Here is a 14,156-nt window from a genome sequence, read left to right as displayed (position 1 = left end):
GAAGGTCCGCCACACGCACCGAATCCATCACGCCGAGGTCATGCCCACCGCCCGATCACGGTCGGCACGGACCCCTCAATCAGCGACAGAGCCCGAAAATCTTGACTGAACCCATCGACTGCCCGGCTTCGTCCTCGAAGACCAGCCAGGCGCCGCGGGCCGCCGCGGTGCTTTTACCCGCGGCCACGTCTCCTTCTTCCACAACTCCACGGCCGCGTCGTCGCGTTCGATCGCCCGGCGGGCCGGCTGCTGCCAGGACCAGCCGTGCCGCCTGAGCAAGACCCACGTGCCCTCCACGGTGTAGGAGACGTGGAACAGCCAGCCGATCAACGTCTTCACCCGCGCCAGGGTCCACCGCTGGTCCTCCCAGCCGTGGGCCAGCGGCCCGCGCTCCAACTCCCGCTCCAAGCGCGCGATATGGGCATCGGACAGCTTCGGACGACCGGGCGAGCCCTTCGAAGCGATTCCCGCCGACCCGCCCTCGCGCCACTGCCGGCGCCACCGCTCCACCGACCGCACGCTCACCCGCAACACCGCCGCGATGTCCCGGTTCTTCTCGCCGCACTCGAAGCGTTCCACAGCCTGCAGCCGGATCCGCTCCCGCGCGGCCCTCTCCGCGTCGGTCAAACCGCCGCCCTGCGCATACCTCACAGCACACGACTACCGGGACCGGCCCTCCACCGGCATGCGAACGCTACTGCTTCACCCATCCGAGCGACATCACACATTCAACTTCAGTACTGCCGTCAAGAGCGCAAAGAGTCCCGCCGGAGCGATCCCGGCGGGACTCTTGCTTTCTTTCTTGCCGTTTATCCTTGGCGCTTTCTCGCGAATATCTAGATGGCCTTAAGGGGCCCCTTGGATATTCGAAGATAGCGTCACCAAGAGATCATCTCGGAGGCCGATCACGGATGGGTTGGGACTATTCCCAGAACTTATCCCCTTGCGCCTCAAGATAGTTCCTAAAGAATTCCTCCAGGCTCGATCCCACTCCGTACCACTCGTCCCGAGAATCCAACTCTAGAGCGACCAGAACCCGCCTCCCCCCCTCCTCCGACGGTGCATACACCAGAAGTTCCAGGTCTCCCAGGAATTCGCCGATGAGGACATCGTCCGACATAAAGTCAGACGGACGGTCTCGCACCTGGCGATCAAGGGCTTCGACGCTGGCCAGCGGGGAGAGGATTCGAAGACCCCACTGGCCATAGTTCACGTCACGAAAGAGCTCAGCCTCACGGCTATCCGCCCAGAGCTTTGCGAGTTCAGTCGGGAGATCCCTCCCTGCCCAAGCCTCCTGGACTTCCCCAAGGCTGGCAGGACCAGCGACTTTACACTCGAGTTCGAGCGCATCGCTGTCAACAGGATCCGGCGTGAAGGCCCACTGTCGGAAGCCATCCATCAGCTTGGACATCAGAATCTCCAATCTCAACTAGTAGTTGCGCCACCAGCTAGTAAACGGCTGATGTTCCGCCTGCCGCAAGAGAGGCACCAAGTTGCTGAAATCATTACTTCCACCATATTCTCGCGGAAGGATATGGTGGATGTCATAGTCGGACCAGGAGCCTGGGAGGCTTCCATATCCCCGATCATACCATTCTTTAATATAAGCACCTCGGGCAGCCTTGTCCCAGACCACTCTATCGGCCTTGGGGACGATCTGAAAACCATCTCCGGGGTAGCTAACCGGCCAACCAGTTCGCGGATCCGTTATCTGAGGATATGGAGCCCCATTGGAGTTGGCCATTGAATTGTAGTGGGCTGTATTCTGAGCGCTTCGCGCCGCAACCGCATCTGGACTATACGGATCGCCCTCCAGGGCGGGCCCCCCGGGGCCAAGGGCGGTTCCACCGCACGTATTGTGCACGAGAACCGGCGTATTTCCAGCCAGCACATAGTACGTGTGGAAGTCGGCGACTGTCAGGTTGAACATTGCCTGTTCACCGACGGCATTGCGCTTTCCGACGAGGACTACATGGCCGGCGCCTGCGGTCTTGAAGCTATGGCCTTCTTCAAGCTGCTGCGCGGGGGTCCATTGGTGGGTGGTGTCGTCCCAGAAGGGGTGCTCGGAGGTGGTGTTAATGACGGCTTCGCTGCCGTCGTCCGTTCGGACAGTCAGGTCAACGAGGTCATTGTCAGCGTGAACCCATGTTGCCGTGACCGCACGGTCTCCCTCGTCTGCGCCAGCCGGCCGTTGAGGGTCCGCCGACTTGACTTCGTCGCCGGGACGGATGTCACCGATTGGCTTTGAGCTGCCATCGGCCATCAGAACTGGGGTCTCTGGCGTGAAACTGCAGGTCCCCGAGAAGACCTTCTTTAGGGCCTTCTTGACTCCGCCGGAGTTTTTGATCAGGTTCTTCGCGAGCTTGGCACCCTTGACAGCGCCCTTTATGACCCCGACCCCGTCGACTCCCGTCTCCACTACCGTCTCAACGGCCCCCCCAAATACGTACGCGGGGTCGTTGTGAGCGATTCCGAAGGTGTCCGCCATCGGATGTTCAGTTGGCTGCATGGGAGAGAGCCCTGGAAAGACAGGACCACTGCCGGTTTGTTGGGAAATTTCCCTGTTTACTTCCACCCCGAAGTTATTGATTGCCGCGTACGGGTTGTTCTTTGCAACCCACCCGACAGCCGTGTCGAATGCACCGGCAGCCATCTTTCCGGCGGTACTCAGAAGATCCTTCGGCTTGGGGACGTTCGGAAATATTTTGATCCCATGTATCGAGAACAGGCCGCTGGGATCGCTGAGGTTGACGGGGTCGTTGTTGCTGTACGCGTAGCCGTTGATCTGTTGGGGGTCGGTGAGGTCGAGGATGGGGTCGACGGAGATGAAGCGGCCGTTGGCGGGGTCGTATTCGCGGGCGCCGAGGTGGGTGAGGCCGGTGGTGGTGTCGGTGGTGCCGCCGACGAATGCGCGTTCGGTGGGCCAGGTGGCGGGTTTCTTGCCGCGTGGTGTGCCGAAGGGGGTGGTGTCGTTGCGGGTGTAGGCGAGGTTGTCGGCTCGGATGGTGAGCTGGGCTGTGCCCTGCTGGTCGGGGATGAGGTAGTTGAGGGTGCCGTCGGAGTTCTTGACGATGGTGACGTTGCCAGCGGTGATGTAGCGGGTGCCGGTGACCTGGTTGGTGGCCTTGGTGAGCTTCAGCTCCTGGCCGCCCAGGTAGAGGGTGACGGCGTCGGGTTCACGGCGCAGGAGGCGGTTGCCGTCGGCGTCGTAGAGGAAGGTGGTGCTCTGTCCTGCGGTGGTGGATTTGGCGAGGTGGCCTTCGGTGTCCCATTCGAGGGTCTGGTCGCCGTCGGCGGTGACGCGGCGGATGGTGTTGCCGGTGGGGTCGTAGGTGAAGGTGTCGGTTCGGGCGCCGGCGCCGGTGACATCGACGCGGCTCAGCGCGTGGGGCTGGGGTCCGCCGGGGACGGGGTAGGTGGAGGTGCGCTGGCTCTGCTGGTTCTCCTGGTTCTCGGGGGTCTGGGCGAGTTGTGCCCAGGTGATCCAGTTTCCGGTGGCCGAGGTGCGCTTGGTGTAGTTGACGGTTCCCGCGGCGGCGACGAGGAGTTTGAGGTCGCCGGCGGAGTTGACGACCGCTGCGGAGAGCGGCTGGTTGAGAGTTCCGACGGCCTGGCTGACGTTGCCCCAGCTCTGCTGCCAGGAAGCATCGGGTCGGCGAATGGTGTGCCAGACGGTGCCGCCGGCGACGGCGACGACTTCGAGGCCGGCGTTGGTGGCGGTGGCAGTGACGGCGGTTGGCGTGTTGAGGGTTCCGGTGACGCTGTAGACGTCGCCCCAGGGCTTCTGCCAGCTACCGTCGCCGCGGCGGATGGTGTGCCAGATCTTGCCGCTGGCAATCACGATGACTTCGAGGCCGGAGCTGGTGGCGGCGCTGGTGACGCGGGTGGCGCCACCGAGGGTCCCGGTCTCGCCGAAGACGTTGCCCCAGGTGGACCAGTCGCCGTTGGGCTTGCGCAGGGTGTGCTTGAGCGCTCCGTCGGAGAGGGTCAGGACCTCCAGTCCGGAGGCGGTGGCGGACAGGGACAGCTGGGCGGGGTTGGAGACGGTGCCGACGACGCTGGCGATGTCGCGCCACTCCTGCCAGGAGCCGTCGGCCCTGCGCAGGGTGTGCCAGATCCTGCCGCCGGCGATGGCCATGATCTGCAGGGTGTTGTCGGCCCAGGCGGCGGCCACGTGCTCGACGGGCGGGAGTGGCCCGGCCGCGGTGTCGCGCAGATTCTCGTAGTTGCGCCAGGTGCCGTTGGTGCGCTGCTGGGCGAGGTAGACCTGGCCGTCGGCGATCGCGACGGAGGAGGTCTGGCCGTCGCCGGCGATGGCGACGGCGGTGACCTTGGTGGTGTCCATGAGCGGGCCGGAGATGGCGCCGCTGGTGCGGTTGGTGGCCTGGGTGCGGTTTCCGGCCGCGTCGTAGGTGTAGCCGGCCCAGTACGGGTCGATGCCGCCGACGTTCGGCCCGGTTCCCGTGCTCGGCTTGGCGACGCAGTCGTCGGTCGCGGACCAGGCGTTGGTCATGCGCTGGGCGAAGTCGTACGTGTAGCACTGGGTGTCCGTGACAGAGCTGTCGTCACGGTCGTCGCGGATGCGGGTGATGTTCCCGACCGGGTTGTAGGCGTAGGTCTTCTTGTCGAGCGCCTGCGGCCCGCTCTTCTCCCGGTCCGTCTGGACCTGGGCGAGTCGCTGCGTGGCGTTCTCGTAGACGTAGGTCTGTACGGAGCGCGAGCCGATGTTTCCGATGACGCTCTGCAGGACCTGGCCGGTGGGCGAGTACTGGTGCCCGAGGGAGTAGACGCGGTTGCCGTCGCTGAGTGAGGTGGGCAGGCCGAGGGGAGTGTAGTTGGGCCTGAGGGTCTCCTGGGGCAGTGCTCCGCCGGCCGGGTAGGTGCTGGTGGCGACCAGGCCGGTGTCGGGGGTGTAGGTCTGGGAGGTGGTGTAGGTGCCGGCCAGAGCGCCTTCGGCCGTCGGGATGGTCACGGACGTCGCGGTGGGCCTGGCAGCGGCGTCGTAGCCGGAGACGGCGGTGGTGTAGGCGTTGCCGTTGTCGTAGCGGGCGCTGCCGGTAGGCAGGCCCTTGCCACCGGGAAGGTCGCCCGGGAGGGCGTCGTAGGTCCAGTCCGCGAGCTTGGTGCCGGAGGTGGAACCCTCGAACATCGCGGTCTTTCGGCCCAGCTCGTCGTAGGTGTAGGCGAGCGTCTTGCCGCGCGCATCGGTGGAGGTGGCGAGGGTGCCGTCGGTGTTGTAGGTGCTGACGGTGGTGCCCTTGTCGGGATCGACGGCCTTGGTCTGGCGGCCGAGGAGGTCGTACTCCCAGGTCCAGGTGTTGCCGGCGGCGTCGATCACCTTGGCGAGCTTGCCCGCCACGTTGTAGCTGTACTTCAGCGCCTCGTAAGCCGTGGCGGGGGCGTCGTAGTCGGGACTGCCGCTCTTGTAGTGCCGCAGCTCGCTGGTGCGCCCGTGGGCGTCGGTGACGGTGACGGTGGGCGTGCCGCCGTCAGCCGGGGTGGTGGCCGTCCAGCTCGTGCCGTAGCGCGTCGTTGCGCGCCACTTCTCCACGTTCAGTGACTTGAAGATGCTGGCGGTCGGGCGGTCGAGACCGTCGAACTCGGTGTCGGTCTGGGAGGGCACCGCGTTGTCGAGCGCGATCCACAGGGCCGGCTGAGGGCCGGAGTCCTGGTTCCAGTAGGGGGCGTTGGAGCGGTAGGCGCGGCCGTGACTGTCGTAGAACGTGTCAGTGATGTTGCGGCCGCCATTGTGTGCGGTGCTGCCGCCGTGTGCTTCGTCCTGGACCTGGCGCGGCCGCAGCAGGCCGTCGAAAAGGGCGATGCTGGTGCGGTAGTCGCCGCCCTCCAGCAGGGTCCTGGTGGTGACGGCCGGGGGCTTGCCCGGTTCGATGGTGTACGCGTAGGTCACGCTGGCCGAGGACGTCTTGGCCCGTCCGGGCTGCCAGACCGCGACCGTGCGGCCGAGGGCGTCGTAGTCGATGGAGGTGGTGCGGTCGTTGGCGTCGACGACCTTGACCGGCAGGGCTCGTAGGCCGTCGTAGGTGGTGGTGGTCGTAAACTTCTTGGGGTTGACGGTCTGGATGGTGGTCGGCTGGCTGCCGGTCGCCGGGGTGTACGTGGTGGTGGTCTCGGCGTTGTTGACGTCCTTGACCGAGGTCACACGGCCGTACTGGTCGTAGGCCGTGACGGCTGCCGTGAGGTACCGGGGGGATCCTGCGTCGTAGCGCTCCAGGCCCTCGGACTTCGTGGCGTTGCCCTTGCCCTGCTCGGGTGCGGCGCCCAGGGGACGGCCGTCGTAGTAGGTGCGGGCCTCGCTGGTGACGTTGGCCGGCGTGGCGTCGGTGGAGCAGACGGCCGAGGTGCTCTGGACGGACTGCGGGTAGGAGATGAACCAGTTGGCCGTGTCCGGGGTCACGAAGGTGGTGCGGCTGCACTGCTCGTCGCCGGTGACGGCGGTGTCGCCCTCGTCGGAGACGGTGATGGCCTGGCCGTAGTCGTCGAAGGTGCGGCTCAAGCGGGTGGTGCGGGCGGTGCTGCCATCGCCGTTGAGGCTCTTGGCGGTTTCATCCTGGGTGCGGACCATGGTGGCGGTCACCGGCGGCAGCGCCGCGGTGTCGGGCTTGCCCGGCTCGGACGGCGGAGTCGTGGTGGGCTTGCCGTCCTTGGTCGGCAGGGCCTTCACCGCCCGGCTTGCCGTCGTCCGGGTCCAGGGCGTGTTCACCGCACTGGTGAGGGGTTTGCCGCCGTCCTGGTCGTAGACGATGGTCTCGCGTGCGTAGCCTGCGAGTTCGTTGTTGTCGGTGATCCCTTGAAGGAGGGGGACCGGTCGCGGTTGGCCGTTGGCGAGGGTGTCGCCGGCCATGCCGCGGAAGTAGACGGTCTCGGTCAGGCTCTTGTTGGAGTCGCCGACGCGGACCTGGACCCGCTGGTAGCCGCGGAAGTCGTTCCAGGTGCGCTGCTTGTCCGGGGTGAGCTCGGAGTTGTCGCGCCGCCAGGCGGCTCCGTCGAGGTAGTCGTAGCTGGTGACCTTGTCGGCGGATCCGGATCCGGCGACGAGGTCGTCCTCGGTGACCTTCTGTACGAGGTACTTGTGGAACCAGTCGAGGACGGGGTCGACCGCGCCCTCGGGGGTCCACCAGGAGGGGTAGCAGCGCCTGGTGTTGCTGTCCGGGGTGGGTAGGGCTCCGGCGACGCAGTCGATGTCGGTGTACTTGATATTGGTGTTGGAGCCGGTCTCGGAGCTGATCCGGTTGACGCGGTAGCGGTTCATCGGAGGGCGGCCCTCGGCGGAGTCCACCCGGTTGGGCAGGAGGTCCCCGCCGAACGTGACCGGCTGCTGGGAGACCTGGGTGTTGCCTGCCTTGGCCGTGCGGGTGATCGACTGCAGCCACAGGGCGCGGCCGCCGCTGTCGCCGGTGGCGGGGAAGTACTGGTCCAGGCTCCAGGCATCGATGTCCCGGTAGCCGCCGCCGCTCTGCAGGGCCTTGGTGGTGACGCCGGTCAGGCGCTTCTTGGACCAGAACGTCGGGGCGCCGTTGCGGCAGTCCTGGGCCAGGTCACACGCCTGGTCCACTGGGGTGTCGTACCAGTTGGCGGCATTGGCCTTGGTGAAGGAGCAGTCGGCCGCCACGCACCGGTCACCGGTGCTGAAGAGGACCTGTCCGGCGGGCTGGGCGCTGTAGACCTGGCCGGCCCGGTGGCCGTACTCGATGTGGTTGAGGGTGGTGGCGCGGGTGTAGGTGGCGTTCGCCTTCGGGGTACCGGTGGAGGCACCGATGTCCTTGGTGTAGGCGTTCTTCTCCTGGTCGTAGAAGTACGCCGCGGCATTGCCGTGCGGGTCGACGACGTAGTCGAGCTGCCACCGCCAGGCGCGGTCCCGTACGGAGTCCTTGAACGCGGTCGCGTATCCGGGCTCTCCGGGCTGGTTACCGAAGACGGGCACGGTCAGGGCCGAGCCGGTCTCCGGCTTGCCTGCGCTCCAGCCGGGCAGGCGGTTCTTGCCGAAGAAGTACTGGGTACCGTCGGTCGTGGTGACTTTCCAGTACTCGTTGTCGGTGTCGCCGTTGGCGGTGTCCGCGGCGTTGCCGTTGAGCTTCTCCACGCGGGAGCCGTCGTCGTTGGACAGCTTCCATGTGCCGGTTGCGTCGTCGCGCACCAGCTGGGAGGCGTTGCCGTTGAGCGAGATGGTGGCGTTGTCGGACTTCCAGCACAGGTCGCCGGTGGTGGACGGGGCGTTGCTGCCGGAGCCCCTGTCACCCGCGCAGGCGGTGTAAGAGCGCTCGATGAATCCGGGGTCGTAGTCCCAGCCGTCGCCGATCCAGGAGGACTGGTTGTTGGTGGACGCGGTGCGGCCGTCGATGCTGGAGGAGGAGTAGCCGAGCGCGATCTTCGGGGTGAGGCCGCCGGGCACGGGCGGGACCTCGAGCGGGTAGGACCAGGTGAAGGAGCCGCTGTTGCCGCTCACCGACCACGAGCTCGAGGGTGCGAGCGTGGTGGCCTTGTAGTCGCCTTCCGGTCCCGAGGCGCCGGCCGTGGCGGCGAGCACCGTCCCGGAAGCCTGCAGGGCCGAGGGCGCGTCGGTGCTCTGTGTGAAGGCGGCGGCGGTCACGCCCGTGTCGGCGCCGTTGCCCTTCCCTGCGGCCTTGTTGTCGGCTGCGGGGGTGGCAACCTCGGCCTTGAGGGTGGCCGTCTTGGCGTCGTTCACGCCGGCCACGGGGGTGGTGGTGCGGCATTCCGGCTTGTCCGGCGTGGTCAGCGCGCACGCGGGGAGCTGGACGAACGTCAGACGCGAACCCCAGTCGGCGCCGAACGCCTCCCGGAAGGCCCTGTAGTCCAGCTGGACCTGGGTCTTGCCGCTGCTCGAGGGCGCGCCGGTGTCGGTGCGGTGCAGGTTGACCAGGAGGCCGTCGATGCCCAGGCGGGCGGCGGCGGCGCGGTCGGACAGTTCGACGCGTAGCTTCTGCGGCGCCGTGGCCTGGCCGTCACCGGCTATCGGGGCGACGGCCAGGGGCAGGCCTGCGGCCTTGACCGGCTGGGTGTGCTGGTCCGGCTGTGCGGCGGGCAGTTCGAGTTCGGCCTGCGCGGTCTTCGGCCACGCCGCCGCCGCGGCCTTCGTGTCGGGCTTGCCGGCCTTGCCGCCGGCCTGGGCCGGTACGGCCACGACCGGCACGGACGCGGTCTGCTGGACGGGGGGAAGCTTGAAGTCGCTGTCCGCTGCCACGGCGATGGCGGGTATCTGCAGCACGGCGGCGATGAGGGCCACGGCTGCGACCGGCGCGAGCCGGCGTTGGACCGGGCGGCCTATCGCCTCGGACCGCCGCTTTCGCGGCCTGGGCGATGAAGCGCCCACGTCGGATGGAGGCATCCGTTTCTTTCCTTTGTGTCGTCACTTGTACGGGTGCGATCGCACCCGGCGGGACGCTACCAAGCCCGACCGACGCGCCAGCTCACGTTCCTGTCGGTGACGCTCCGATGACGGGCGTTCATCTCGCTTCGATAACTCCTTTACGGCGCCACTGACGCACCGGCACATCGCCTCCACGAGATCCAGGGCGGACATATCCATTCATGTCCGGTCAGCCGAGTGAGCGGGGACCCCCGTGGTCACGATCGCGTATCTCCTGCTCCATCCACGTGCCGGAACGGCTGCTGTGCAGGTCGGAGCCACGTCGGTGCCTCCTTGCATGATGGGGGCGCTCTCGACGACGAGGAAAGAGAAGGGGATGCACCATCACATATCCGGCCGGAAAGGCCGAAGGGCCCGCAGGTCCGCCACCGCACTGCTCGGCACCGCCGCGCTGTCGCTGTTCGTACTGACACCGCTGCCGGCGAATGCCGACGCCGCACGCCAGAGCGCGCCCAGTGTGACGGGCAGTCCGGAAAGGACCGCTCTCCTGAAAGCACGGCAGACAGGAATTCCTGTCGAGGTCACGGAGCGCCAGGACGAATCGAGCGACCTGATCGCAAATCCCAATGGCACCCTGACCTGGCGCCAGCACGTCAAGCCGGTTCGCACCAAGGCGGACGGCGGCCAGTGGCGAGCGGTCGACGCCACACTGGAACGTCGCCCCGACGGCACGGTGGCACCGAAGTCGTCCGTCTTCCCGATGACGTTCTCCGGCGGCGGCAGCGGCCCTCTGGCCACGATGGTCAAGGACGGCAAGTCATTGTCCCTGTCCTGGCCCTCACCTCTGCCGCAGCCCGACATGGACGGCACCACCGCGCTGTACCGGAACGTCCTGCCCGGGGTGGACCTGAAGATCCTCGCCGAGACCGACGGCTTCGCCCACCACCTGATCGTCAACACCCCCCAGGCCGCGGCCGACCCGCGCCTTGCCCAGATCACCTACGGCCTGAAGACCAACGGCATCTCCCTCAAGACGAGCCAGGACGGCACTCTCGCCGCCACCGACACCACAGGCCGCAACGTCTTCACAGCAGCTGCTCCGAGAATGTGGGACTCCCACGCACCGGCCTCGGCCGCCCAATCAAGCAGCTCGCCGCAGGCCAAGTCCCTGAAGGCGGCCCAGGCGCCATCGGCAGGCGACACCTTCGCCGGAAGCGTCTCGCCGCCGGCGGCGGAGCACGCGCCGAGGCCGATGGCCACCGAGGTCAGCACCGATTCCCTGAAACTCACCCCCGATGCCGGCCTGCTCCACGGCCAGGACACGGTGTTCCCGGTGGTCATCGACCCGACGTTCACCGACGGCTGGCGCAACCGGTGGGCCGTCGTGTACTCCGCCACCCCCAACGCCGCCTATCCCAATGGCGACGGCTGGCACTCCGACAATCCCGCGGACGAGCCGCGGGTCGGCTACAACGGAAGCGGCAACACCCGCTCGTTCTTCGAGATGAACACTGGCGGCCTGGCCGGCGCCACCATCTTCACCGCCACCTTCCATGTGGAGGAGACCCACTCCTGGGGCTGCGACGCCACCAAGGCCGGCAACACCGAACTGTGGTCGACCGGCCCCATCAACCAGAACACCCCCACCTGGAACAGCCAGGCGAGCTGGAATCGGATCCTGGACGCCGGCGCGTTCGCGCACGGCAACCCCACCTACTGCCCGGGTGTCGAGGGCCACGACTTCACCGGCGCCCTGCGCGAGGTCGTCCAGGACGTCGCGAACCGGGGTGAGAACATCACACTCGGCCTGCGGACACCGGACAACTACCTCGGCAACGTCAACAGCTACAAGCGGTTCAGGAACAACCCGTACCTCGAGGTGACGTACAACCGCGCCCCCTGGCTCGACGACTACGCCGCATGGGAAGGCCAGTGGGCGCCCGGCAGCAGCAGCAACGTCAACGTGCCCTGCATCAGCGACCCCGGATCATGGCCGATCATCGGCCGCAACGACGTCGTCCTGACGGCGAAGGTCTCCGACCCCGACGGCTACGTGAAAGCGAAGTTCGAGGCCTGGGACCACGACAGCGGCGAGAAGTTCTTCACCACCTGGGCCGATGCCCCCAGCGGTTCCTGGGCCTCAACCACGATTCCGGTCAGCAGCCTGGGCGACGGTCACCGCTACAAGTGGCACGCCCAGGCCGAGGACGGCATCGTGGGGTCCGGGTTCGGCCGTGACTGCGGCTTCAGCGTCGACCGCACGCCCCCGACGAAGCCGACCGTCACCTCCGCGGACGGCCACAGCATCGACATCCCCGAGGTTGCCCCGCGCATCGAGCGCCGGATCAAGTTCGCCTCCAGCGACCAGTTCGGCCTCACCGGCTTCTGCTACGCGCTCAACAAGCCGCTGCCCGTGGTCAACAGGGGCTGCGGCGGCACCTGGGTGCCCGCAGGGCCGGACGGCACCGCCACCGTGTCCATCACCCCGACCCGGTGGCCGACCAACCGAATCACCGTGCAGGCCGTGGACAAGGGCGGCAACCTCTCCCCCTACGACGGATCCGACGGCGGACCCAACTCCAGCGAAACCCTGCTCGCCACTGCACACAGCAACTGGGTCCACGACGCCACCGACCCGGCCCTCGCTGGTGACCGGCCCGGGGACCTTACCGGTGACGGCCACGCCGACCTCGTGGCCGCCAGCAGCAGCGGCGCCCTCGTCCTGTACGCCGGCCGCGGGGACGGCACCTTCGACTCCCCGCGCACCATTGACACTCCCGGCTGGTCCGGCGCACTCATCGCCCACCGCGGCGACATGGCCAGCCAGACGCCCGGCCAAACCGCTGACGGCTACGAGGACTTCCTCGTCAAGCTCGGTACCCGTCTCTACCTCTACCCGGGCACCGGCATGGGCGGCCCCGACGAAGCCCGGCGCACCGAACTGCTCCAGCCAGGCGGCGGTGACTGGTCGACCGCCACACAGATCACCGCCGCCGGAAACCTGGACAACGGGGCGGGCAGTGACCTGCTCGTCAAGGACGGCGACAAGCTCGTCCTCTACACCGGGACCCCGGACGGCCCCCTCGCCACCGAGACCGGTACCAACCGGCTCAAGCCCGGCACCGTGGTGTCGGCCGGGGGCTGGGCCGACTACGACGTCCTGGCCCCCGGTGACGTCAACGGCGACGGCATCCCCGACCTCCTCGCCCGCCGCAACACCTCCGACCCGGGTGACGGCGAGTACGGCCGCATCCGCCTGGTCACCGGCTCCCGAACCGCCTCCGGCTACCAGGCCGGCAGCCCCGCCACCGGCAGCGTCTACGCCACCGGCTTCGACCCGCAGCACCGCCCGCTGATCACCACCCCCGGCAACACGCACGGCACCGTCGCACCCAGCGGCAACGGCTACCCGCTGTTCACGCCGACACCGGGCCAGCAGGTCGGCGACCTCCTGACCACCACCCCCGCCGATCCCAACACCCCCGTCACCTACTACACCAGCGACGGAACCGCCCAGAGCACGACCTGCCCCACCGGCTGCCTGCTGCTCTACCCCGGCACACCCACCGGGCCAGGCCTGCCCCAGCTCGTGTCCATCGGGAACCTGCACACCGTCACCGCCCTCGACGGCGGGCAGAGCCTCAAACTGCCCGTCACCGCCATGACCCGAGCCGCCAACGGCACCCTCGTCGCCGCCAAGACCCTGGCCGACGGAAGCCTGTGGGCCACCAACCAGACCAGCACCAACTCCCCGTTCCGGCCCTGGTACCAGCTCAGCCCCACGGCCCGGCATGCCGGCGACCCAGCCCTGGCGCTCTCATCGGCCGCCGGTGGCACCGTCCACATCTTCGCCCGCACCCGTGCCGGTGAGATCGTCGACTACGCCCAGGCCGACTCGAACTCCTCGTTCAGCCCGGCCGTCCCGATCGGCTCCGCCGCACCGGTCTTCGCCGCTGACCCGGCCGTGACGCTCGCCGCCAACGGCACCATGATCGTCACCGCCCTCGACGGCGCCGGCGATCTGTGGGCGACCAACCAGTCCAGCCCCGGTTCGGCGTTCGGCTCCTGGTACAAGGTCAGCCTCTCCGGCGGCCTGACCGGACGCACCGCCGCCATCCTGTCTCCCGGCGCCGGCGGCACCGTCAACCTTTTCGCCCGCACCACCAACGGCCACATCGCCTACTTCGGGCAGGGGACCTCCACGTCCGGCTTCAGCGCCGGCTCCTACCTCGGAGACACCTCCCCCGTCTTCGCCGGCGACCCAAGCGCCACCATCTCCGCCAGCGGAGGCATGATCGTCGCAGCCATCGACGTCAACGGCGACATCTGGGCCATCGACCAGGCCCAGCCCGGCAGCAGCTTCCGTTCCTGGTACAAGATCAGCCTCAACGGCGGAACCGACGGAGCGACCAGCATCGTCCTCTCCCCCGGCGCAGGCGGCACCGTCAACATCGTCGCCCGCACCGCCAACGGCCACATCGCCCTGTTCGGCCAGGCCGACCCCACCTCCGGTTTCAGCACCGGCAGCTACCTCGGCGACCCGAATATGATCTTCGCCAGCGACCCCCGCGTCACCCTGGCCGCCAACGGATCCATGATCGTCTCAACCGCCGACGCCACCGGCACCACCTGGGCCATTGACCAACCCGAACCCGGCTTCGCCTTCCGAGCCTGGTACCAAGTCTGACCAGAAGGAAGGGGGGGGCCCCCTCGGGGGCGCCCCCTCCCCCCCCCCCCCCCAAACGGCCCGTCGTGGGAACCCTCCAACAAACCCCTCTTTCCCAACTCCCGAAGAAAGCACAGAAACAGC

The 14,156-nt window shown here is 67.7% G+C and carries 3 protein-coding genes and 1 pseudogene; 1 reads left to right on the top strand and 3 read right to left on the bottom strand.

Going from position 1 to position 14,156, the window contains the following annotated elements; translation table 11 throughout:
- Positions 1–112: 112 nt before the first annotated feature.
- The 3 genes and pseudogenes from ACZ6NC_RS40930 to ACZ6NC_RS40920 form a co-directional block, all read right to left on the bottom strand.
- A pseudogene (locus ACZ6NC_RS40930) lies at positions 113–651 on the bottom strand (winged helix-turn-helix domain-containing protein); the annotation flags it as partial.
- Positions 652–922: 271 nt separating this feature from the next.
- A complete protein-coding gene (locus ACZ6NC_RS40925) occupies positions 923–1,411 on the bottom strand; it encodes a hypothetical protein (protein ID WP_465738982.1) in 489 nt (162 codons plus the stop codon).
- Positions 1,412–1,429: 18 nt separating this feature from the next.
- Positions 1,430–9,262: an RHS repeat-associated core domain-containing protein gene (locus tag ACZ6NC_RS40920; protein ID WP_465738981.1), complete on the bottom strand. Its 7,833-nt coding sequence runs from the start codon at positions 9,260–9,262 to the stop codon at positions 1,430–1,432.
- Positions 9,263–9,722: 460 nt separating this feature from the next.
- On the opposite strand from ACZ6NC_RS40920, the gene ACZ6NC_RS40915 reads away from it, so the two are divergent.
- A complete protein-coding gene (locus ACZ6NC_RS40915) occupies positions 9,723–14,033 on the top strand; it encodes an FG-GAP-like repeat-containing protein (RefSeq protein WP_465738980.1) in 4,311 nt (1,436 codons plus the stop codon).
- The last annotated feature ends 123 nt before the right edge of the window (positions 14,034–14,156 follow it).

Source organism: Kitasatospora sp. NPDC041988 (genome assembly GCF_055588525.1).
The sequence above is the reverse complement of the archived record's forward strand: the minus strand, read 5'-3'. Positions and strand labels throughout refer to the sequence as shown.

What these genes read in the sequence shown, in the direction of transcription:
- ACZ6NC_RS40915 (WP_465738980.1), top strand. Translation starts at nt 9,723, where the DNA reads ATGCACCATCACATATCCGGCCGGAAAGGCCGAAGGGCCCGCAGGTCC.
- ACZ6NC_RS40925 (WP_465738982.1), bottom strand. Translation starts at nt 1,411, where the DNA reads ATGTCCAAGCTGATGGATGGCTTCCGACAGTGGGCCTTCACGCCGGAT.